The following is a 21,598-nucleotide window of genomic DNA, read 5'->3' as shown; positions in this document are numbered from 1 at the left end:
AATCGTCATGAACGACAGTTCAAATGAGTAAAACTTGCGTATAATCTCCAAAGTAATGATATTATCACCCGCTCCTTAAAGTGCATGTTCTTAGCTGTAACAGTTTTGCCCTCAAATAATAATAGAGAAGAAACCCACTGTGATGTTGTCAAAATTCAAACGTGGTAAACACCAACAACAGCTCTGCTGTTTGCCTAAACTTCCCCAGGCCATTGATGACATCCAAACGTTGTACTGTCCTAAAATCTTCCGCTCCACACTGCTAGCACTCATTGCCCAGGCAACCCAACGTATTTATCTGATAGCGCTTTATTTTGAACAGGATGAAGCAGGTCAAAGTATACTCGCTGCCTTGTATCAAGCAAAAAAACAACGACCCGAATTAAAAATCTGTCTATTGGTAGATTGGCATCGAGCGCAACGGGGTCGTATCGGAGATGTGGCGGTAAATACTAATGCAGATTGGTATTGCCAGATGGCTGAAAAAAATGCAGGAACTGCGGTTCCTATTTACGGAGTCGCGGTTAATACACGTGAAGCTTTGGGGGTCTTACATCTGAAAGGCTCTATCATTGACGATAGCGTTATTTACAGCGGAGCCAGTATTAATGATGTTTATCTCTATCAACATGATAAATATCGTTATGATCGTTATCAATTAATTAAAAATCCGGCGTTAGCCGCTGTTATGCTGGCTTATATTGAACAACAGGTTTTAAACACCGGAGCAGTACAGCGTTTGGATCGCCGTGATCGCCCGAAAAATTCTGACATTAAAAGTGAAACCCGACAGTTTCGCCTTAAGTTACGTGATGTTGGTTATCAATTTGCTAATGATGCAAATAATGAAGAATTAGCAGTGACTCCCTTGGTGGGGCTAGGCAAAAAAAATCCACTAAATAATGCGATTCATGCTCTGATGTGTTACACTGAACAACACCTCATTATTTGTACTCCGTATTTTAACCTACCTACATTATTGATGCGCAATATCACCTATTTATTGCGGAAGGGCAAGCAGGTTGAAATTATCGTTGGTGATAAAACAGCAAATGATTTTTATATCCCAGAAAATCAGCCTTTTAAGATGATCGGTACCTTACCCTATCTGTATGAAATTAATCTACGGCGTTTTTTTAGGCGTCTGCAACGCTATGTGGATATCGGTCAACTTATTATTCGTCTATGGAAAGATGGTGATAATAGCTATCATCTAAAAGGGATCTGGGTAGATGATACATGGCAATTGATCACCGGTAATAATCTAAATCCGCGTGCCTGGCATCTGGATTTAGAAAATGCCATTCTTATTCATGATCCTCAACGTCAGATGCAGGAACAGCGCACTAAAGAGTTATTATCCATCCGTAGACACACTCGAGTATTGACACATTACCTTGAATTGGACAGTTTACAACAATATCCGATTAAGGTACGCAAGCTCATTCGTCGCATACGCAGGATCCACATTGACCGCCTTATTAACCGTATCCTCTAAATTCGGAGGTCAACGGATCGCTGAAATTTTGTCATCATGGAGTAAAATATCGGTCTTATTTTCACTTAATAATTATTAACTGTCATTATGTAAATTAGCAGCCGATCACACAGAGATATCTACTATTTTTATTTTATAATACAATAAATTAATAATTTTTCTATCCCCCCTTTTACATTTTAATATCGCTTTAATAATTTACACCAGTGAGTTTCATAATTATCCTTATACCAGTAACATGTCTACCTAAGCTTAAAAATGAAAAACTTATTTCGTTTTTTAAGCAAATTATCAAGATGTGTTGGCAAGATTGATCCCCATATATTTTTAGTAGAAAGGAATTTTTGATGAAGAAGTTTTTACAATTTATAGTAGCAGGTTTTTTTTATGTCTATCAGTTTCCATCCAGGCAATCACCCCCGCCAACTCAGAAATAGCCAATAACTTAGCGGCATCGTTTTCTATGGAAAATTGTCCTGAATGTAAACCGGGTGGAGCGGATCGGGATCTATGCGAAAAATGCTCTAAAGTGACAAGAGATAAAAACGTCTTTCCGCTATGCTGTAACAACACAGCCGAGGCTAAAAATTGGTGTAGTAAATTTTTAAATTATACGCCCCCAATTTTATAGTAAGTAGAATACCTCGATTGAACGTTACTGCAATAAAAGTAATCAACCTGCAAGGTTAACGCCTTACTTTTATTAACGATATAGGTCTTGTAACTCAATATATTGCTGAACTGCACGTGGCAACAAGTAATCACAGCGTTGCCTTTGATGGTAGCGGCGACGAATATCAGTTGCAGAAATATCCAACAAGGGTGTGTTAGCCAGATAAATATAACCTTTTGGTTGTTGGTTGAGTTTTTTTGCATCATTTATTTGATAGGTACCCAACCACCGCTGTAGTTCAGTGTTTATTAATCTATTGCTATAACCTGGTCGAGTGCAAACTAACAGATGGCAAACATCCAACAGTGATTGCCATCTGTGCCATTTATGTAACGATAGCAATGAATCCTGTCCAATAATAAATGCTAACGGCAGTTCCGCACCTTGCTGTTGACGTATTATTTCAAGAGTATCGATGGTGTAAGAGGGACGGCTAGATTGTAATTCACGTGCGTCTACACGAAACAATGGGTTATCAGCTACCGCCAATTCAACCATTTTCAAACGTTGCCACGGGTTGGCTTCCGGTTGCGGACGGTGAGGCGGAACATGATTAGGTAACAGGATAACCTGTTGTAACCCTAGCTGTTGTGCCAAGACTTCTATGGGTCGTAAATGACCATAATGAATGGGGTCAAAAGTTCCACCAAATAGAGCATACAAACTAGAAATAGCTTGCTGCTGATCCGTCGCTTTAGTGGACATCGAGAAAACTCTCAGGTAACGCTGCACCGCACAGCAGCATAGATAAAGTTTCCAGCCTCGACCATATCGATTGACCGTAGTCATGTTTCAGCTCGATTTCTATTTGTGCCAATAAGTGTACGGCTTGCTGGATCTGAGATAACGAAAGGCGTTGCAGTGCCTCCGTCATTATATTACGACGATTCTGCCAAACTTTATGCTGTTCGAACAGGTTGCATAATGGAACCTGCTCCATATTACGTTTTAGTGTCAATAATAACAGTAGGTCAGGTTGCAAAACTCGCAGCAGAATAACAGGAGGCTCCTCTTCCTGCTGCAATTTCTGCAATATATGCCAGGTTCGCCCACTCACTCCTGTCAAGAGAGCATCTAACCAATGATAAGGTGTGAAGTGAGCAACATCATTGACCATTTGTTCGACATGGAGCAACGTGAGTCTACCATTGGGATAAAGTAACGACAGCTTTTGTAACATTTGTGAAAGTGCGAGCAAATTACCTTCATAGCAGTGACAAAGTAACGGGATCGCCGCCGCATCTATATCCAACTTCATATTTTGAGCACGGTTGTTGATCCAACGGGGCAACTGGGTTTGATCTGGCGTTTGACAGCTTACAAAGACCGCATTCTGACTTAATGCTTTATACCAGGCACTATTTTGCTGAGCTTTAGTCAGCTTATTGGCACGCAGTAGCAGTAAAATATCAGGGTGCAGTAACGCTGTCAGTCTAATGAGCTGTTGGCTCATCAGTGTTGTCAGCCCGCTATCAGGAAAAATAAGCAACAAAATCTGGCGGCAGGCAAAAAGACTGCGTGCCTGACAAAGGGTGAAAATGTTCTCCCATTCGGTATGACCATCCAGGATAATACTGAAATATTCGGTAAAACCCTGACGCTGAGCAGTGTGGCGGATAGTATCTTGACTTTCCTGCAACAACAGAGGATCGTTACCGCAGAATAGATAACAACCGCGCAACCCTTGTTGCAGTTGCACGGAAAGTTGTTCTGGATAGAGGCGTATCATTTGGCAGAGATAGTAGCTGCAACAGCATTATTGGCGGGTATCGCGTTACTTTTCTCGTCCTCTTTGATTTTTTTCATATCTACCATCAGCAGTTGCCGTACTAGTTGTTGAGCGGCTTGTTCACGCATTTCTTGACGGATGATATCGCTCTCCGCATCTTTGGCTAACGCCGTTAACGGGTTGTCAAAGAAGGAACGGAACACAGTCACATGTAACGGATAAATACCCTGCCCTGGTATCAGCACCTGAGCTTGCACCCGCAGTACTAACTGATTTTCGGCAGTAGTCCCGTCTTGAAAAATTGACACTGTGCTTTGGCTATCAGAAGAACTCATGATCCGTAATGTCGGTATATCCTTACGCATAGCGTCGTCAACAATATTGATATTGCTCAAGCGTAATTGCTGACGTACAAAACGTGTTAATGAACCATAAGGATCACTGCTTTCCAGTAACATAGTTTGTAGTTCTGGCGGCACTTGGATCACACCACGTAAATGAAAACCACAACCAGCGCTAACTAGCACCACTAGCACCACTAGCCCCACTAGCCCCACTAGCCCCACTAGCCCCACTAGCCCCAACAATAATGTTAAAATACGATGGCGCACAACGCCTCCTTTAACCTACAACAAAATTCAGCAATTTGCCTGGAACATAGATCACATTACGTACTGTAACCCCCTCTAAATATTTAGCCACCAAATATTCTTGAGTAGCACCTTGACAAACTTGCCGTTCAGTTGCATCAGCGGCTACCGTGATTTTACCACGCACTTTGCCGTTTACTTGTATGATCACTAATCTGGAAGCTTCAACCATCGCTTCTTGCTCGGCAATCGGCCAAGGCGCGCTATCGATATCTCCTATGCCCTTTAATTTTTTCCATAAGCTAAAACAAATATGTGGTGTGAATGGATAAAGCATACGTACCACCGCCAGCAATGCTTCTTGCATCAACGCCCGATCTTGCTCAGTATCCTGTGATGCACGGCCTAGCTGATTCACTAGCTCCATGATTGCCGCAACAGCGGTATTGAACGCTTGACGACGACCAATATCATCAGTGACTTTGTCAATGGTTTTATGGAGATCACGACGCAAGGATTTTTGTGAGCTATTCAAGTCAGAGATAACCAGTGGTTGAGGCACACCCTTTTCAAGATGATAAAAAGCCAGTCGCCAAACACGTTTCAAGAAGCGGCTAGCGCCTTCAACACCGGATTCTTGCCATTCCAGGGTCATCTCAGCAGGCGCGGCGAACATCATAAATAGACGAACGGTATCCGCACCGTATTTTTCAACCATCATCTGTGGGTCGATACCATTATTCTTCGATTTCGACATCTTACTCATGCCGGCATACACAAGCTGATGGCCCTCACTATCGACAGCTTTAACGATACGACCTTTATCATCACGTTCAACAATGGCATCAGTCGGAGAAACCCAAACCCGTTGACCGTTATCACCGAGATAATAAAACGCATCAGCCAATACCATTCCCTGACACAATAAACGTTTTGCGGGTTCATCAGAATCGACAAAACCGGCATCACGCATCAATTTGTGGAAAAAACGAAAATACATCAAATGCATGATGGCATGTTCAATACCACCGATATATTGATCAACCGGCAACCAGTAGTTAGCAGCAGCAGGATCTAACATCCCTTGATCATATTGTGGGCAAGTATAGCGCGCGTAATACCAGGACGACTCCATAAAAGTATCAAAGGTATCCGTTTCACGAAGACCCAGAAAACCATTGACCCTGGTTTCAGCCCACCGTGGATCGGCTTTAATTGGACTACTAATCCCATCCATTACCACATCTTCTGGCAGAATAACCGGCAATTGATCGGCAGGTGCGGGGATCACACTACCGTCTTGCAGCGTAATCATAGGGATAGGCGCACCCCAATAGCGCTGACGGGAAACACCCCAATCACGTAAGCGGTAGTTAACTTTCTTCTGACCGACACCGATAGATACCAATCTGTCCGTGATAGCGTTACAGCCATCCTCATGGTTTAGACCATCAAATTCATTAGAATTAAATAGAACGCCTTTCTCAGTCATCGCCTGCTGGCTTATATCCGCTTGACAACCATCCGCTGCCAAGATCACAGCTTTGACAGGCAAACCATATTTGGTGGCGAACTCCCAGTCTCGCTGGTCATGGCCTGGCACAGCCATCACCGCGCCAGTACCGTAATCCATCAACACAAAATTTGCCACCCAAATAGCCACTTTTTCACCGTTCAAAGGATGAATAGCAAACAAGCCAGTCGCCATACCTTTCTTTTCCATCGTTGCCATTTCAGCTTCAGCAACTTTGGTATTACGACACTGATCGACAAATTCGGCCAAGGAAGGGTCTGTTGCTGCAACCTGTAAAGACAGAGGATGACCCACCGCCACTGCCACGTAGGTCACACCCATAAAAGTATCTGGTCTTGTGGTATAGACAGTTAATTTTTCTTCACTGCCAACAACATCAAAACTAATTTCTACCCCGGTAGAACGACCGATCCAGTTGCGTTGCATAGTTTTTACTTGCTCTGGCCAACTTTCTAGTTTATCCAGATCATCGAGCAGCTGATCAGCATAATCGGTAATCTTAATAAACCATTGTGGGATCTCTTTGCGTTCCACTTTGCTATCACAACGCCAGCAACAGCCATCGACTACTTGCTCATTAGCCAATACGGTTAAATCATGTGGACACCAATTAACGGCAGCGTTTTTTTTGTAGACCATTCCTTCTTGATACAATTGAGTGAAAAACCATTGTTCCCAACGATAATAATCTGGTTTACAAGTGGTGATTTCGCGATCCCAATCATAACCGAAACCCAATAATTTCAACTGACTCTTCATATGTTCAATATTTTCGTAAGTCCAGGGAGCGGGAGCAGTCTTATTTTTTACCGCTGCACCTTCCGCTGGCAAGCCAAACGCATCCCAACCCATAGGTTGCAACACATTTTTACCGAGCATACGTTGGTAACGGGAGATAACATCGCCGATAGTGTAATTACGCACATGTCCCATATGCAGACGGCCTGAAGGATAGGAAAACATTGAAAGGCAATAATATTTTTCTTTGCCACTGTCTTCAGTCACTTTAAAAGTCTGCTGCTGTTGCCAATAATGCTGTACGTACGATTCGATGTCTTTTGGACAATATTGCTCTTGCATGGCGGCGGCTAATCCTATAATAAAAACAGTTAGGTATCATAAATCCGCATAGCATAGCCGATAAACAGTAGGAGCAACAACAGCGGAAACAACGGCCAACAATCAATTCATAAATAATTTTAATAATTCTCCACTATATACCATTATACATTAATACTAGGCTTTCTACTTTATTCAATAGGAATAGTCAGGTAAGACTGACAGAATTTTATCGCGTTCTTCCATGTTAATTATTCTTTTTTTGTGTTATTTTTAATCGTCACAGCCATTATCGATGGCTGAGGTTTTTTTGATTTAACTTTGGGCTTGTGTTCTAATTTAATTAAACGATGGAGCATTACGCATGGACGTTAATTTAGACCAAAACAATAATACTCAGGTTTATTCAGTAGTTAAAAGTCATTTCAATGAAGTACATGATAATCGTGGTCGGTTAGTTAATAGCACGTGGATAGAAGATAAATATAATTTGGATAGTCGGTTACTTAGTCGTAGCAGAGTAAAATGCGAATACCAAAATAATAAATTAATTCGTCAATTTAAATATAATTACGATAATAAAAGTGTTTTAACCTCTTACAATGATTTTCGCTACAATCATCGTGGTCAACTTCTCAGCGAAGATAGCACCCATTACAACGCCGCTAATCAGTTCCATAGTCGTAATAAAAGCGAATACCGCTATCAACAGGGTAGGTTAATGCGCAAAACTGAGGTCGGTTATGACGTTGACCACCGACCCACGGGTTATAGCAGTGTGGTCGAATTTGGTAACGGCAGTAACTTTCCTAGCTATGACCAGCAAAGCTACCATCTATCAATCAATGCGATCAATGCTTTCAGAACTGAAGGTGGATTAAAAACACCAAATATAAAAATCGTTGCTAATGAGCGATATAATCCTGCGGATCTTTTTGCTGTACTCGTTTCAGTATTCCCTGTTGTGCTTTGGTAGCCACCTGCGTAAGATTTCGCAGAAACCGATGCACGGAATAAAAACCATGCAGCGTATTTTATTTGATCTTGTAGAACAAAATATTAGACTTCTTGCAAAACCGTAGCGAGTGCTGCGAAGTCAAAGCGCCTGGCGCGTAGCAACCGCAGTGTACATACGAGTACACGAGAATTGAGAGCACCAGGTAACGCAGAATGTGCAGCACGTAGTAGGTTTTGCAAGAAGTCTGTTAAACAATGGAGTGTAATAGATGAATATATTCTTAGCCCCAACCGATTATGTTAAAGCTGCGTCAATTGTTACAAGTAACGTTAGCGAGGAACATGACGAACATGACAGATTAATCGGTAACAGTTGGGTCGAACATGAATATAATGCAGATAATCAGTTGACCATTCGCAATAAAATAAAATGTGAATACCACAATGATAAATTAATCCGTCAGCTTAAATATCAGCATGATGCCGAGGAGCAGTTGGTTGGTCATGATGAAGCAACGTTTGAATACGATCCCAAGGGGCTACTTACTTACGGCCAGGAGCTGAAATACAATGCGGATAGTCAACTTATCAGTAAAAACGAATTTTATTACAATAAAAATACCCACGGTCAAATGAGTTTCCGAAAAAAATTTGAATATCCTGTTGGAATGTACAACGCAGGCAAAAAAGTTATTCACAGAAGTAATACTACGTTTAGCTATAGTATTGATAACCAGTTGATCAGTGAGGATACCAATCATTACGTTAATGGTCAGTTAACTGAAACCTCAACAGTTAAATACCATGCAGGAAAAATAATGAGTAAAAACCTTAGGAAGGTTAACCAACAAGGTCAATTACTCAGTAAAAGCACGAGTACATACAATAACCAGGGAAAATTAATTGAAAGATTAGAAGTTGAGTATAACGAAGATAATAAAGTTATTAGTAAATACAAGTCCAGGTACGCTGCGGATGGTTGTATCATTCTCAACATTTTTAAATATAACATAGATAATCAGGTTATAGACGCCGTAGAATTACACTACAATGCCAAGGGATGGTTAATTTATGACAAAAAATCTGAATACGCTGACGATCGGATCGTTGGAAGTAATGGTGACGACTTTGATGAAAATGGCGTACTGAAAAATTCTAGCCTGCCCAAGTACGCCAGTCGTCAATTAATTGGTCATAGTAAATCCTGTTATCAAGGCTGCCTCCTAAGGTCGGCGACGTGAAGTAGTCTGTTATCTCTTGATTTTTTTTAAGAAACGGTGTTATCTATTAGCCGGTCCCGTTACTCGTTCAGCTAAGGTGTTATGCCTAAAAATATCTGTCACTCACATCAAACAGCGCATACCAAAATGGTGAAGCAGACCTTGAAAGAGGTTGCTAAAGCCTTAGCCATGCCTTATCAGAAAACGCATCAGGCCTTTACTGGCGGAGATAATCTTTTCATTACAGAGACGTTTTGGGAAATATTCTGGGCTCGCTTTCCCGCAGAGTCTGCAATGAATGCGGTCTATTTTTGCCCGGAGTGTCGGTCGTTTGATCTAGAACACCCGTGATGCTTGAGCTGAAAGATGAACCGTAAACTGCGTCATCCTTTTCAGGTCGGTCATGCGTGGTGGAATTACTATTGTGCTCATGCGGATAAAATACGGCCGGTGGTGGTCGATAATCTGATTAAACTGTTTTCCTGCGGAACATCGGCGCTGGGGTTTGCCAGCTGGCGCTGTCAAAAGGCAGGCTGTACGCACACCAAACGGATTTGCTTTACCTGCCACAGCCGTTCATGCCCTTCCTGTGGTAAGAAAGCCACAGAGCGGTGGGTGGCCAAACAGCGCACGGTGCTTCCCATCACAAAATGGCAACACATTACGTTCACTTTTCCCCGTGAGTTCTGGCCGTTGTTTGAGCTAAATCGTGCGCTGTTAACGCATCTCAGTCGTCTCGCTGCCAAGGTTATTTTAGATTTTTGCCAGCCAAAAAACCTATTGCCTGGCCTATTCACGGCGTTGCATACGCATGGGCGAGCGCTGAATTGGCATCCTCATGTGCATCTTTCGGTGACCTGTGGCGGACTCGATGACAATGCCGAAAAATGGAAAAAAATCACGTTTAGCGGAAAAACGTTGATGAAACAGTGGCGTTATCAGATTATCACACTACTTCGTCAACAGTGGGATACCTTGCAATTACCACCGGAGTTATCACAAACCCTCACGAGGCTGGGTCAACGGGAGCAGTTTCTGGATTTCCATTACCAACGGCATTGGAATATCGACCTGGCAAAGCCGACAGACAATGCCCAGCAAACGCTCAATTATTTAGGCCGTTATTTAAAAAAGCCTCCGGTGTCGTTATCCCGGCTGGAACATTATAACGGCCAGGAAGTGACCTATCGCTACCTCAGTCATAAAACCCGAGAGCAAGAAAAACTTAACCTCAGTATGGACGAGTTTATTCAGCGTTTTATTAGCCACATTCCGGATAAACATTTTAGGATGGTCCGCTATTATGGTTTTTTAGCGCCCCGCCGTCGGACTACACTGCTGCCGATTATAGATGCTTTGTTGGGGCAGGAAAAAGAAAAAACCGTCAACATCACTTATGCGGCAATGTTAAAACGCCTAAGTCGTATTGACCCTCATGAGTGCATCCTGTGTGGCTCTCGTTTGGTGCTAAGCGGTATCACATCAGGCTTGCCGTGGCATCAGTTAATGCTTCACCATGAATCTCTGGCAAAAATGAAGGGGATTTAGCCTCTGCAGGGAAGGGGCGCCTCGCGTTCGAAAATGCTGGTTTTTTAAACGAAAATGACCCTATTATCACCCGGGACTCTCTACGTTAAGGAGAATAACCCTAAAGTTTGAAAATAATATCGTTTATTTTTTGATCCAATTCTGTTTTTGACAATAAAACCAAATTATTAAAATTCCTATCTATGAACTCGACCGACATTTAGATAATATTAAATAGATATCCAGGCTAAATTCTAATGGGTGGATCAACTCTTGAATTTGGATTCAAGCATGCTAGAATGGCCGTGGTAGTAGTAGTGATATACACAAATCTGCGCGTGCTGCTTGTTGAGAGGATCCAAATGAGCAAAGAAATGCAAACTTTAGCTTTGATGCCTCAAGGGAGTCTAGAGGCTTATATTAGGGCTGCTAACGTCTATCCGATGTTAACAGCAGAGGAAGAACGAGAGTTAGCTGGACGCCTGTATTATCAAGGTGATTCGGATGCGGCCAAACAACTTGTCCTATCTCACTTACGTTTTGTCGCCCATGTTGCTCGCAACTATTCGGGGTATGGTTTGCCGCAAGCGGATCTGATTCAAGAGGGCAATATTGGCTTGATGAACGCAGTCCGCCGTTTTAATCCTGAAGTGGGAGTACGCTTAGTATCTTTTGCAGTACATTGGATCAAAGCAGAAATTCATGAATATGTTCTGCGTAATTGGCGAATTGTTAAGGTTGCGACAACCAAAGCTCAACGTAAATTATTCTTCAATCTGCGAAAATCTAAGCAGCGCTTAGGTTGGTTTAATCAGGATGAAGTAGATATGGTTGCCAAAGAATTGGGTGTGACCAATAAAGACGTCCGAGAAATGGAATCACGTATGTCCGCTCAAGATATGACGTTCGATTTTTCACCAGATGATGAAACGAATGATGGCCAACTTATTGCTCCAGTTTTGTATTTACAGGATAAAAAATCCGATTTCGCTGACGGCATTGAAGAAGGCAATTGGGAAAGCCACGCAGCAGACAAATTGTCGTATGCGTTAGAAAAGTTGGACGAACGTAGCCAGCATATTATCCGTGCCCGTTGGTTGAATAATGGTAACAAATCTACGTTACAAGAACTCGCCGATCAATATGATATTTCTGCTGAACGTGTCCGGCAGTTAGAAAAAAATGCCATGAAAAAATTACGGGGAGCAATAGAAGCCTGATTGGTGGTTTTTAGTCTTTATTAAAATTTTTGCATGAAAACCAACTAAATTATCCAATACTGATAGTTTTAGTGTATTCGAATGCATCATCCTCCTTCGCGTCCATGCATCTTCTCCTATCCATTAACGAGCGTAGTAGATTTCGAACAGACTATTAAAAATTTTGAGGTTACATACCATCAATCATGTAGCTTCTTCCAACCGTCTTACATGAGATGATGGACGTGGTTTTTTTCTACAATGGTGCTAATTTTGACTCGACTCAGTTCTTACTCTAAATATGTAGGATATACATTATTTATCTTTTATCATTGACAAAGCAGAGTATTTATCAATAATAGAAAGTGTTATTTTCACTTATATTTACTTTATTGTGGCCTCATCAATATATCTTTGTGATGATCTTTAGAACTAAATATGTTAGAGACCATTACGTGATAAATGAAAGGGTAAGCTTTTTACTGCAAAAAGTCGTGATTTGGCTGAATTTTACATTTCTAGGTGGCTTGTTTTCATTTATATAAGTTACATCGATTGATAATGATAATTATATATGTTTATCGTTGTTATTATAAGTTTAAATTAACTAGATTGATGGTATATTCGTTGACATTGATGCTAAGGGTGCACTGGCTGGGTTTTGCGTTGTTTGTTCTTGTCTTTATCACTATTTATGATGTTTTTTTATGTTCATATATATCGTAGATTATATCTTTCGTAATAAAATATGATCTAATTATATAATTTCATTTGATTCGTCTCTTGAATATAAATAATAATTATTACTGAACTCATTATATATTAATGATCATGTTGTTTTTTTATTTTTAAAAATCTAACTTATTGATTTTTTTTTGAATATTAGGGAGTAGCTTATGTATGTCGATACCGTATCTGTGGTCACCGAGAGCAAATTCATTGATATCAACGGTAAAGGTGTCATCGATTATGGCTCAGAAGTTTCAGTAGACTGTTGTATGAATAAAATACATTTTCATAATAAAAGATTGACCATTAACATAAATGAAAAACAAAAAAGACTGGTAATGTGTCTTTTTAATGATGTAAATAGGAAGCAAGATATTATCAAGGTAGTATGGTATGAAAATCACAAGGGGATCTCAGATAACAACTATCATCAACTCATTCATAAATTCAGGACACTATTGAACGAATTTAAAATCCCAGTTGGTATTATAAAAACCATAAATAGGTATGGATTACGGCTAGACACTAGCCTATTACGTTCTCCTCTGAATAACATATGTAGCGACCGTTTTAACGGATATCATCAAAGCAGATCGCTAGCTTATAACTGAGCATTTTCCTTTTTAGCTATCTATATTAACTCAAATAACCATAGGATAGGCAATGCTTTTCTCATTAATAACAAGAGTACGCATTGCCTCTTTTTTTTCCATAAATAGGATATGGTTTGCCCTAGAAACTCTTCTGATCTGCTTATGTACATACTATACTATAACCTTATTCAAAGATGTTATTAACTATCATTATAAAAATGAAATACCTGAATTACATTTTGATATTACAACATCTCATATAAAAAGGTTAAATAACACTCTTTCTAGGGAAATAGCAATAAAAGAACTTGGTTGCTTCCAGCTAGCTACTCACCATACCCATCAGATAGTTTTATCAGAAATAGAAGAAATTACAGATGAAAAAATACTTTATAATGCAAAAAAATACAATGGAGAATCAAAGTTAGTTGGTATTGTAAAAAGCACTAATCCTTTAAATTCTATATCCATCATTGAGAGAGACAACGAACAGTCCAGCTATTTTATCCGAGACGAGATAAAAAAAGATAAAGCGATAATAGTGAGAATATTTAACGATAGGATAATAATAAAAAATGATATTGGATATTTTTTTATGGTATTAGATTAATATTTAATAAGAGAAGTTTATTGTATCCAGTACAGTAAATGGTCTATGGACTTTATAATGATAAAAAAAATTATAACAACCAAAGACAAATTAATAAAAAACTATTTTGGTCAGAATATATTAGTTTTATTAATTTTTTTGTTCCATTCTAATAATCTATTATCTGAAGAATTTTCAGTAAAATTTAAAGATACTGACATCAAAGAATTCATAAATACAGTCAGTAAAAATATAAATAAAACGATAATCATGGATCCTAAAGTTAAAGGTTTAATCTCTGTACGTAGCTATGAAAATTTAGATAAGAAAAAATACTATCAATTTTTTCTTCATGTACTTGATGTACATGGTTATACCGTATCAGAAATGCCTAACAATATATTGAAGATCATACCCGTTAATCTTTATCAAGCTTCTAATTCAGTACTAGAGGTGCATAAATTAGTTTATGCATCGGCTACCGAGGTAATACGGATTATTAATGAACTACTAGCACCAACAAGTAATAACAAACCAACGATACCAATGACGTTCAAAATCATTGCCGATGAAAGGACAAACTCTATCCTAATCAGTGGTGATATAAATTCACGCAAAAAAGTATCGCTAATGATCAAATATTTAGATAAAAAACGAGTGACTAGCGGTAAAACGAAAGTGATTTATTTAAAATATGCCAAAGCGGATCAATTACTCAATGTGTTAAATGGTATGAATTCAAATATCAAAAAAAGCATGAAAAATACCAAGATTATTTTACCTGAAGAGAAAATCATGCTAAAAGCAGATACACAGACAAATGCTTTGATCATTACTTCGCCTCCTGATGTCATGCATGATTTAGAACAGGTTATCGAAAAATTGGATATAAGACGTGCCCAAGTTTTAGTTGAGGCCATTATTGTCGAATCTCATGATAATACGGGTCTTAATTTAGGTATTAGATGGTCAAACACCTCGGGTGGTGGTGTAAATTTTATAAAAACAGCTTCACATAAACACTCCATGGTGTTAACGGATTAACTACTGGTTTTTATCGTGGTAACTGGAATAGTTTATTTATGGCATTGTCAACTAATTCAAAAAATGATATTTTAGCCACTCCAAGTATTGTCACTTTGGATAATATGGTAGCTGAATTTAATGTCGGTCAGGAAGTGCCGGTATTAACCTCAACCCAAACCACATCTACAGATAAAGTTTATAATTCTATTTCACGTCAATCCGTCGGCATTATGCTAAAAGTTAAACCACAAATTAATCAAGATGATTCTGTTTTACTAGAAATTCAGCAAGAAGTATCCAGTATTGCAGAAAACTCAGTGAATCACAATAATGAATTAGGCTCAATTTTTAATAAACGGATAGTCAATAACGCAGTATTAGTTAAGAGTGGTGAAACCGTCGTTGTCGGTGGTTTGCTGGATAAAAAAAATCAAATATAGTTAATAAAATTCCTGTTTTAGGTGATATACCCATTATTGGTTTTTTATTTAGAAGTAATAAAAATAAAATTGAAAAACGGAATCTTATTCTATTTATTAAACCAACTATTATTCGTGAACCAATAGATCATACTGATACAACCGATCATAAAATTAACAAATTTACTACTAAAATAGATAGCGTTACTTACCTTAATGAAATAAATAAAAACATCAATAGAAAAATAAAAGATAATATTATTTTTAATATTCTGCATGATATCCAGGATTTTTATACACTGAATGAAAACGGTAGAGTAGAGTAACGACATAACCATAGGGAGTAAAATTAATATTGAACCAAGTGCAATAATTTTTATTAAAATTTAAATAGAAATTTGCACAATTCAATAGACTTTTTACAGACTCTAAGGAGATAGAATGAACACCGCAGAGATAAACCCCATTCCGCCACCACTAGCATTCAGCTGGGCTAAGGATAATGGCATAATAATTATACCTACAAAATCGGGATGCAAACTACTCTGCCGTTCTTCAGTAATGATCGATGCTTATTTAGAAGGCCGTCGGTTAGCGATTGAACCCACAGAATTCAGTCTGATAAGCGATAAAGAATTCGAAACTTGCTTACTACGCGTCTATCAACAAGACTCTATGCAAGCACGACAAATTATGGAAGATATGGGTAATGAGCTAAATTTTTATACATTGGCTGAAAAATTACCCAAAAATGATGATTTATTAGATACTTCAGATGAAGCCCCTATTATTAAATTAATCAATGCGATGCTTACAGAAGCCATTCAAGCAAAAGCCTCAGATATTCATATAGAACCCTTTCAAAATAATCTAATTATCCGTTTTCGAATTGATGGTGTATTAAAAAAAATTATTGAACCAGTGTCTCAATTAGCCTCTTTATTGGTTTCTCGTATCAAAGTCATGGCTCAATTAGATATCGCTGAAAAACGTTTACCTCAGGATGGTCGTATCGCATTACATATTGCTGGTAGAACACTAGACGTACGTATTTCTACATTACCTTCCAATCACGGTGAAAGGGTTGTAATGCGGTTACTTGATAAAAATAATATTAAATTAGACTTAAAATATTTAGGGCTAACAGCAAAAAATTATGATCTGATGATTAAATTAGTACAGCGGCCTCATGGTATCATTTTAATTACTGGCCCTACTGGTTCCGGTAAAAGTACTACTTTATATGCAGCTCTAAAGGAAATTGATTCAACAACCCACAACATAATGACCATAGAAGATCCTATAGAATTCGATTTAAATGGCATATCTCAAACTCAAGTTAATCCAAAAGTTGATATGACCTTCGCGAGAGGATTACGAGCGATACTACGACAGGATCCTGATGTGGTATTAATTGGCGAAATCCGTGATGTAGAAACAGCAAAAATAGCGGTACAAGCATCTTTAACCGGGCATTTAGTGTTATCTACTTTACATACCAATAGCACTGTTGGTGCTATCACTCGCTTGCATGATATGGGGATCGAACCTTTTATGCTATCAAGTTCATTACTGGCTATTATGTCACAACGGCTAGTACGGACACTCTGTTTATTTTGTCGAAAGCAGCATATATTAATACCAGAGAATATTAAATCACTGGGTGTTAATTATCATGGTATTTCATTTTCTGGCTATCAAGCAGTAGGCTGCCAAAAGTGTAATTTTAGTGGTTATCAAGGCAGAATTGGAATTCATGAATTATCTATAATAGATGATGAAGTACGGGAAGCCATTTATCATGGAAGAGGAGAAGTTGAATTAAAAAAATTAGTTAAGAATAAAACTCTCAGCATTCAGTATGACGCGTTAGAAAAAATTATTGCTGGTATCACCAGTATTGAAGAAGTACTCAGGATCATCAAGGAAGACATCAATGAATATCTTTAAATATTATGCAACTGACAAATCTGGTAATAAATACAAGGGAAGTATAGAAGCTGAGACAGCCAGACAAGCTCGCCACCTGTTACGTAAACAAGGCATGTTATTATTAAGTATTAAAAAAAATAATAGCCGTTTCTTATATCCCACCCTATTTATACGTCAGATAAACTATACTGATTTAGCGTTTATCACTCGACAATTAGCGGTACTCATCACCGCTTCTATACCTATTGAAGAAGCATTACGAACAATATCAAAACAAAGTGAAAAAAAATACTGATTGTACTGCTAGACAAAATAAGAAATAAGATCATTGCAGGATATTCTTTTTCCCATGCAATCGCATCATATCCGCAAACGTTTAATCCAACTTACCAGGCAATGGTTTTAGCTGGAGAAAAATCAGGTCACTTAGGAAGTGTACTTAACCGTTTATCTGATCATATTGAACAATCACAAAAGATAAAAAATAAAATAACACATGCATTGATCTACCCTTGTCTACTTATTACGGTTTCCATTGCTATTATTGCTATTTTACTTACTTTCGTCATGCCGCAAGTTATCGAACAATTTGTCTATATGAAAAAAACTCTGCCGCTAGCAACCCGTGTTCTAATCACGATAAATAATAAAATACACGATTATGGCTTCATTTTTATTTTGATCGTTATTAGCAATATTTTATTGTTACAAAAATTATTACAACGTCCATCATGGAAAATACAATGGCATCGTTATTATTTACGCTTGCCCTTATTAGGAAAGCTGAGCATAAAATTAAATACAGCACGTTATACTAGAACACTCTCCATACTTAATAGTAATGGTGTCCCATTGCTAACAGCGATGTCTATTAGCGCCTCAGTATCATCTAATATTTATGCAAGTAGACAGTTATCAAAATCTACAGAATTAATTCGCGAAGGTAATAGTCTTTCAGCAGTATTAAAAAAAAGTCAACTATTTTCACCTATAGTCATACATATGATTTCATCAGGTGAAAGTAGTGGTCAAATAAATAATATGTTAGAACGAGTGGCTAAGATACAAGAGAAAGAGTTTTCTCATCAAATAGAAATAATTATGACATTGTTCGAACCTTTATTAATAATTATTATGGCAGCATTGATATTATTTATTATTTTATCTATCTTACAGCCTATCATGGATCTTAATACGTTAATGGCTTAATTTTTTATCCATTAGATCTCTTGCGAAATTTCAAAGAGTGACATAAAGTCAAAATATCCTAAGATTTCCTTATTAAATATACATACTAATAAATGAGCATTTTTAAAACAACGAAAAATCCAGTTCACAGAATAGATTTCACAAGCGATCGATTTATAGGAAAAATATTATGTATATACCCCATCAAAAAGAAACAGGATTTACTTTATTAGAAATAATGGTTGTCATGGTAATATTGGGTTTATTAGCGGGTTTAACTATACCTAATTTGATGAGTAATAAAATAACAGCAGATTATCAAAAGGCGAGAAGTGATATTACCATTTTTGAAAACGCCTTAGACATGTATAAACTAGATAATCAATATTTCCCATCCAATGATCAGGGATTAACTGCACTGGTATTAAAACCGAAAGTGCCACCGTTTCCTAAAAATTATCGCCAGGACGGTTATATTCGCCGTTTACCTCGTGATTCTTGGGGGGAAAATTATCAAATTAGAAATCCAGGAAAGCATAATCTTATTGATGTTTTCTCATCAGGCCCCGATAGAATAATAGATACCAGTGATGATATTGGTAATTGGATCGTCACAACAGGTGAACGAGAGGAAAATTAATCATGCAGAAACAGCAAGGTTTTACATTGCTGGAAATAATACTCGTGATAACATTACTCGTGGGACTAACTTATTTCGCTTTAATGACGATGCCGAACCAAACAAATAATGTCGTCTTGGAAAGCCAGCGTCTAGTATCTGCTTTACAGTTTGTCATACAACGAAGTGAGTTAGAAAGACATATTTTTTCTTTACAGTTATCCCAGCATGAATGGAAATTGTTAACGCTTTGCAACTCTGACTGCAAAAATAAAAAAATAGTACAAAAAAGTGTAATTTGGCCAGAAAATTTCTGGATCCAGACGTATCAAAAACAATATCCATTACACAAAATATTACCGAATAATATACGTATGCAACTGTACATTGATAATAAAAAAATAAAAGTAAGTACTCATATGGATACCAATGTTAATCCGATAATTATTTTTTTCCTGGAGGCGAAAATAATATATTTACTATAGAACTGATCGATGAAGATACAAATACTACAATAACAATAAATTATGATAATAATAAAATTCTTTCCATGTAGAATGGATAATTAACGGGATGAAAAAAATCAGGGTATGACATTATTAGAAGTGATGGTTGCTTTAGTTATTTTTTCTATCGCAGGGCTAACGATTGTCACTGCTATCAGTGAAGAGCTACGAGGGCTTAACAGACTAGAAGAACGTATATATGCATCCTGGATCGCAGAAAATATATTGGTAGAAATAAAACTTAATAATTACCCGCCCAAATATATATGGAGTAGTGGAAATAATGAGCTAGCGGGTCAACAATGGTATTGGCGCTGGCGGGGTGGGGAATCAACCAATAAAGATCTTATTTTGGTTACTATAGAAATACGTAAAGAGATAACAAATTTACAACCAGACTTTATTTTAATAGGCTACGCGGTAAAAAGATGAAAAACACCTATTTATATGGTTTCACATTATTAGAAATGTTATTGGCAATGGCGATATTTTCCATAATGAATCTTACTGCGTATCAGGTTTTGCGAACCACATTCAAAAGTTCAGAAATATTTATACAAAAATCAACGAGATTAGTTAATATTCAACGAGCCATAGGATTTTTGGAGCGAGATATAACCCATGCGATCATCCTGCTGTCTGGATCAGATAATTTTTCCGTTAAGTCTGAAAAACTTTACAGTGGCGAGAACAGTATTGATTTAATACGGAATAATCGGTTTAACCCGGCTGGGCTATTCCCGCGTTCTAATCTTGAAAGAGTGAGGTATCGAATTAAAAATAATACATTAGAACGTGTAAGTTATCGTTATCCCGATAATTTATCAAATGACCAGCCAAATGTTACGACTATATTGCGCAATGTGCTGGATTTCCAGCTGAAATTTTATCATAGGAAGCAATGGATAGAAAAATGGGATCACCCAAGCATGATGCCTAAAGGCGTTGCAGTGATTTTGCAACTTGAAAATATGCATATCATCAGGAAAATGATGATACTAACAGCTCAGGAAGCGGTTCAATGAGACAGAGGGGTATTGCCTTACTAATTATATTATTTATTTTGCTTTTAATGAGTATACCAGCTATTAATATTAATCAGAATTGGTTACATATTTTTTTTATGACCGCCACTCTACAGGTTCAGCAACAAGATAAATGGATATTATTAGGTGCAGAAACCGTATTAAGAAAATTGTTAATTTCGGTAAAAAAAAATAGTAATATTCAACAATGGGTAAATAAAAAACAATATATTTATCTTGATAATGCAATTATTAGTGTTAACTTATTCAATGATAGTGCTTGTTTTAATATCAATGCTCTCTACAATTCCAATTTTGATGAGAGAATTCAAGAGTCTTATCATCCAGAAGAAGTTTTTAAAAATTTACTTATCTATAATGGTGTTCATCATCAGAAAGCAAATGAAATTATGTCATTAATATTAAACAGGAAGCGTTCAAATAATAGCAGGTTAAATAAAAAACAAAAACAGAGTAACAATAATAAAGTCAAGCTAGCTCCGGTGATAACAAATAGGTTGTTCCAAGATATCACGGAGTTACGCATGTTACCTTATATCGACAAATATATCTTTAATCGACTAAAAGGGATCCTTTGTGCACTACCTGATGATAAATTTAAATTTAATATCAATACATTAAATCCACTACATAGTCAATTATTGGTTTCATTTTTTCCTAAGATAATAGATAAAGCACGCGCATTAGAAATTATAAATATGAAACCTACATCAGGTTGGCATAATGTAGATGCATTTATCGACCATTTATTATTGAATAATAATGAACTCGCCAAGTTTAAAAAAAATATAACTACATTGTTAACGATAGAAGAAATTTATTTTCATGCCATTATGTGGATTGAAAAAAATGGCAATTACTTCCGTATGAAGAGTACATTTAAAGTTACATCACAAGGTGTTGAAGTAATACAACGGCAATATGGAATAAATGAGTAATTCGATGGAAAAAACAAAATAAATAAT

At 37.5% G+C, this 21,598-nt stretch carries 21 protein-coding genes and 1 pseudogene; 18 read left to right on the top strand and 4 right to left on the bottom strand.

What is annotated here, in order from left to right; all coding sequences use genetic code 11:
* The first annotated feature begins 142 nt into the window (after positions 1 to 142).
* On the top strand, positions 143 to 1,498 hold the full coding sequence (gene pssA, locus AAHH42_RS00365) for a CDP-diacylglycerol--serine O-phosphatidyltransferase (protein WP_342222091.1): 1,356 nt from the start codon (positions 143 to 145) through the stop codon (positions 1,496 to 1,498).
* Between the two features lie 703 nt (positions 1,499 to 2,201).
* Here pssA and nadD read toward each other — a convergent pair.
* Genes nadD through leuS form a run of 4 tightly spaced genes read right to left on the bottom strand, consistent with a single transcriptional unit; the run spans position 2,202 to position 7,104 of the window.
* On the bottom strand, positions 2,202 to 2,876 hold the full coding sequence (nadD, locus tag AAHH42_RS00360) for a nicotinate-nucleotide adenylyltransferase (RefSeq protein ID WP_072550587.1): 675 nt from the start codon (positions 2,874 to 2,876) through the stop codon (positions 2,202 to 2,204).
* Entirely contained in the window at positions 2,866 to 3,900 is a 1,035-nt protein-coding gene (gene holA / locus AAHH42_RS00355; protein ID WP_072550588.1) for a DNA polymerase III subunit delta, read from the bottom strand. Before holA ends, nadD begins: the two co-directional genes overlap by 11 nt.
* Positions 3,897 to 4,511, bottom strand: coding sequence for an LPS assembly lipoprotein LptE (gene lptE / locus AAHH42_RS00350; RefSeq protein ID WP_425286304.1), 615 nt, complete (start codon positions 4,509 to 4,511; stop codon positions 3,897 to 3,899). Before lptE ends, holA begins: the two co-directional genes overlap by 4 nt.
* A gap of 10 nt (positions 4,512 to 4,521) precedes the next feature.
* Positions 4,522 to 7,104 carry a leucine--tRNA ligase gene (gene leuS / locus AAHH42_RS00345; RefSeq protein WP_072550590.1) on the bottom strand — a complete coding sequence of 861 codons (2,583 nt, stop codon included), beginning with the start codon at positions 7,102 to 7,104 and terminating at the stop codon, positions 4,522 to 4,524.
* A 343-nt stretch (positions 7,105 to 7,447) separates the two neighbouring features.
* Here leuS and AAHH42_RS00340 point away from each other — a divergent pair, with 343 nt between their 5' ends.
* The 17 genes and pseudogenes from AAHH42_RS00340 (at position 7,448) to gspK (ending at position 21,571) form a co-directional block, all read left to right on the top strand.
* Complete coding sequence (locus AAHH42_RS00340; RefSeq protein WP_072550591.1) at positions 7,448 to 8,059, top strand: hypothetical protein; 612 nt, start codon at positions 7,448 to 7,450, stop codon at positions 8,057 to 8,059.
* A gap of 250 nt (positions 8,060 to 8,309) precedes the next feature.
* A complete protein-coding gene (locus AAHH42_RS00335) occupies positions 8,310 to 9,281 on the top strand; it encodes a hypothetical protein (protein ID WP_342221467.1) in 972 nt (323 codons plus the stop codon).
* 81 nt (positions 9,282 to 9,362) lie between these two features.
* Positions 9,363 to 9,611 (top strand): hypothetical protein, encoded by a 249-nt coding sequence (locus tag AAHH42_RS00330; protein ID WP_342220947.1) that lies wholly within the window; start codon positions 9,363 to 9,365, stop codon positions 9,609 to 9,611.
* A gap of 15 nt (positions 9,612 to 9,626) precedes the next feature.
* Positions 9,627 to 10,808 carry an IS91 family transposase gene (locus AAHH42_RS00325; protein ID WP_342221419.1) on the top strand — a complete coding sequence of 394 codons (1,182 nt, stop codon included), beginning with the start codon at positions 9,627 to 9,629 and terminating at the stop codon, positions 10,806 to 10,808.
* A gap of 341 nt (positions 10,809 to 11,149) precedes the next feature.
* Positions 11,150 to 12,007 carry an RNA polymerase sigma factor RpoH gene (gene rpoH, locus AAHH42_RS00320; protein WP_342221466.1) on the top strand — a complete coding sequence of 286 codons (858 nt, stop codon included), beginning with the start codon at positions 11,150 to 11,152 and terminating at the stop codon, positions 12,005 to 12,007.
* Positions 12,008 to 12,882: 875 nt separating this feature from the next.
* On the top strand, positions 12,883 to 13,326 hold the full coding sequence (locus tag AAHH42_RS00315; RefSeq protein ID WP_342221465.1) for a helix-turn-helix domain-containing protein: 444 nt from the start codon (positions 12,883 to 12,885) through the stop codon (positions 13,324 to 13,326).
* Between the two features lie 52 nt (positions 13,327 to 13,378).
* Positions 13,379 to 13,918 (top strand): type II secretion system protein N, encoded by a 540-nt coding sequence (locus AAHH42_RS00310; RefSeq protein WP_342221464.1) that lies wholly within the window; start codon positions 13,379 to 13,381, stop codon positions 13,916 to 13,918.
* A 57-nt stretch (positions 13,919 to 13,975) separates the two neighbouring features.
* Positions 13,976 to 14,941: a secretin N-terminal domain-containing protein gene (locus AAHH42_RS14670; RefSeq protein ID WP_425286303.1), complete on the top strand. Its 966-nt coding sequence runs from the start codon at positions 13,976 to 13,978 to the stop codon at positions 14,939 to 14,941.
* Between the two features lie 38 nt (positions 14,942 to 14,979).
* Positions 14,980 to 15,668 (top strand): annotated as a pseudogene (locus tag AAHH42_RS14665) (hypothetical protein).
* Between the two features lie 115 nt (positions 15,669 to 15,783).
* On the top strand, positions 15,784 to 17,292 hold the full coding sequence (gspE, locus tag AAHH42_RS00300) for a type II secretion system ATPase GspE (protein WP_342221463.1): 1,509 nt from the start codon (positions 15,784 to 15,786) through the stop codon (positions 17,290 to 17,292).
* Positions 17,279 to 17,569, top strand: coding sequence for a hypothetical protein (locus tag AAHH42_RS00295; protein WP_083429618.1), 291 nt, complete (start codon positions 17,279 to 17,281; stop codon positions 17,567 to 17,569). Before gspE ends, AAHH42_RS00295 begins: the two co-directional genes overlap by 14 nt.
* Positions 17,563 to 18,483 carry a type II secretion system F family protein gene (locus tag AAHH42_RS00290; protein WP_342222089.1) on the top strand — a complete coding sequence of 307 codons (921 nt, stop codon included), beginning with the start codon at positions 17,563 to 17,565 and terminating at the stop codon, positions 18,481 to 18,483. Before AAHH42_RS00295 ends, AAHH42_RS00290 begins: the two co-directional genes overlap by 7 nt.
* A gap of 169 nt (positions 18,484 to 18,652) precedes the next feature.
* Positions 18,653 to 19,102 (top strand): type II secretion system major pseudopilin GspG, encoded by a 450-nt coding sequence (gspG, locus tag AAHH42_RS00285; protein WP_425286302.1) that lies wholly within the window; start codon positions 18,653 to 18,655, stop codon positions 19,100 to 19,102.
* 2 nt (positions 19,103 to 19,104) lie between these two features.
* On the top strand, positions 19,105 to 19,566 hold the full coding sequence (locus AAHH42_RS00280) for a pilus assembly FimT family protein (protein ID WP_072550599.1): 462 nt from the start codon (positions 19,105 to 19,107) through the stop codon (positions 19,564 to 19,566).
* A 105-nt stretch (positions 19,567 to 19,671) separates the two neighbouring features.
* On the top strand, positions 19,672 to 20,019 hold the full coding sequence (gspI, locus tag AAHH42_RS00275; protein ID WP_342221462.1) for a type II secretion system minor pseudopilin GspI: 348 nt from the start codon (positions 19,672 to 19,674) through the stop codon (positions 20,017 to 20,019).
* Positions 20,016 to 20,612, top strand: a complete 597-nt coding sequence (gene gspJ, locus AAHH42_RS00270) for a type II secretion system minor pseudopilin GspJ (RefSeq protein ID WP_072550601.1) — start codon at positions 20,016 to 20,018, stop codon at positions 20,610 to 20,612. Before gspI ends, gspJ begins: the two co-directional genes overlap by 4 nt.
* The gene (gspK, locus tag AAHH42_RS00265) at positions 20,609 to 21,571 is read left to right on the top strand and encodes a type II secretion system minor pseudopilin GspK (protein WP_342221461.1); all 963 of its coding nucleotides are present in this window, start codon (positions 20,609 to 20,611) and stop codon (positions 21,569 to 21,571) included. Before gspJ ends, gspK begins: the two co-directional genes overlap by 4 nt.
* Positions 21,572 to 21,598: the final 27 nt, after the last annotated feature.

Origin of the sequence: Candidatus Fukatsuia endosymbiont of Tuberolachnus salignus (genome assembly GCF_964030845.1) — a bacterium.
In the GTDB taxonomy this organism is placed as follows: Bacteria; Pseudomonadota; Gammaproteobacteria; order Enterobacterales; family Enterobacteriaceae; genus Fukatsuia; species Fukatsuia symbiotica.
This window is presented reverse-complemented; position numbering and strand designations above follow the sequence as displayed.

Excerpts from the sequence above, each read along its gene's own strand:
- nadD (WP_072550587.1), bottom strand. The coding sequence starts at position 2,876 with ATGTCCACTAAAGCGACGGATCAGCAGCAAGCTATTTCTAGTTTGTAT.
- AAHH42_RS00295 (WP_083429618.1), top strand. The coding sequence starts at position 17,279 with ATGAATATCTTTAAATATTATGCAACTGACAAATCTGGTAATAAATAC.
- AAHH42_RS00335 (WP_342221467.1), top strand. The coding sequence starts at position 8,310 with ATGAATATATTCTTAGCCCCAACCGATTATGTTAAAGCTGCGTCAATT.
- AAHH42_RS14670 (WP_425286303.1), top strand. The coding sequence starts at position 13,976 with ATGATAAAAAAAATTATAACAACCAAAGACAAATTAATAAAAAACTAT.
- gspE (WP_342221463.1), top strand. The coding sequence starts at position 15,784 with ATGAACACCGCAGAGATAAACCCCATTCCGCCACCACTAGCATTCAGC.
- gspJ (WP_072550601.1), top strand. The coding sequence starts at position 20,016 with ATGAAAAACACCTATTTATATGGTTTCACATTATTAGAAATGTTATTG.
- holA (WP_072550588.1), bottom strand. The coding sequence starts at position 3,900 with ATGATACGCCTCTATCCAGAACAACTTTCCGTGCAACTGCAACAAGGG.
- leuS (WP_072550590.1), bottom strand. The coding sequence starts at position 7,104 with ATGCAAGAGCAATATTGTCCAAAAGACATCGAATCGTACGTACAGCAT.
- AAHH42_RS00340 (WP_072550591.1), top strand. The coding sequence starts at position 7,448 with ATGGACGTTAATTTAGACCAAAACAATAATACTCAGGTTTATTCAGTA.
- pssA (WP_342222091.1), top strand. The coding sequence starts at position 143 with ATGTTGTCAAAATTCAAACGTGGTAAACACCAACAACAGCTCTGCTGT.
- gspG (WP_425286302.1), top strand. The coding sequence starts at position 18,653 with ATGTATATACCCCATCAAAAAGAAACAGGATTTACTTTATTAGAAATA.
- rpoH (WP_342221466.1), top strand. The coding sequence starts at position 11,150 with ATGAGCAAAGAAATGCAAACTTTAGCTTTGATGCCTCAAGGGAGTCTA.
- gspI (WP_342221462.1), top strand. The coding sequence starts at position 19,672 with ATGACATTATTAGAAGTGATGGTTGCTTTAGTTATTTTTTCTATCGCA.
- AAHH42_RS00330 (WP_342220947.1), top strand. The coding sequence starts at position 9,363 with ATGCCTAAAAATATCTGTCACTCACATCAAACAGCGCATACCAAAATG.
- AAHH42_RS00325 (WP_342221419.1), top strand. The coding sequence starts at position 9,627 with ATGAACCGTAAACTGCGTCATCCTTTTCAGGTCGGTCATGCGTGGTGG.
- AAHH42_RS00315 (WP_342221465.1), top strand. The coding sequence starts at position 12,883 with ATGTATGTCGATACCGTATCTGTGGTCACCGAGAGCAAATTCATTGAT.
- AAHH42_RS00280 (WP_072550599.1), top strand. The coding sequence starts at position 19,105 with ATGCAGAAACAGCAAGGTTTTACATTGCTGGAAATAATACTCGTGATA.
- gspK (WP_342221461.1), top strand. The coding sequence starts at position 20,609 with ATGAGACAGAGGGGTATTGCCTTACTAATTATATTATTTATTTTGCTT.
- AAHH42_RS00310 (WP_342221464.1), top strand. The coding sequence starts at position 13,379 with ATGCTTTTCTCATTAATAACAAGAGTACGCATTGCCTCTTTTTTTTCC.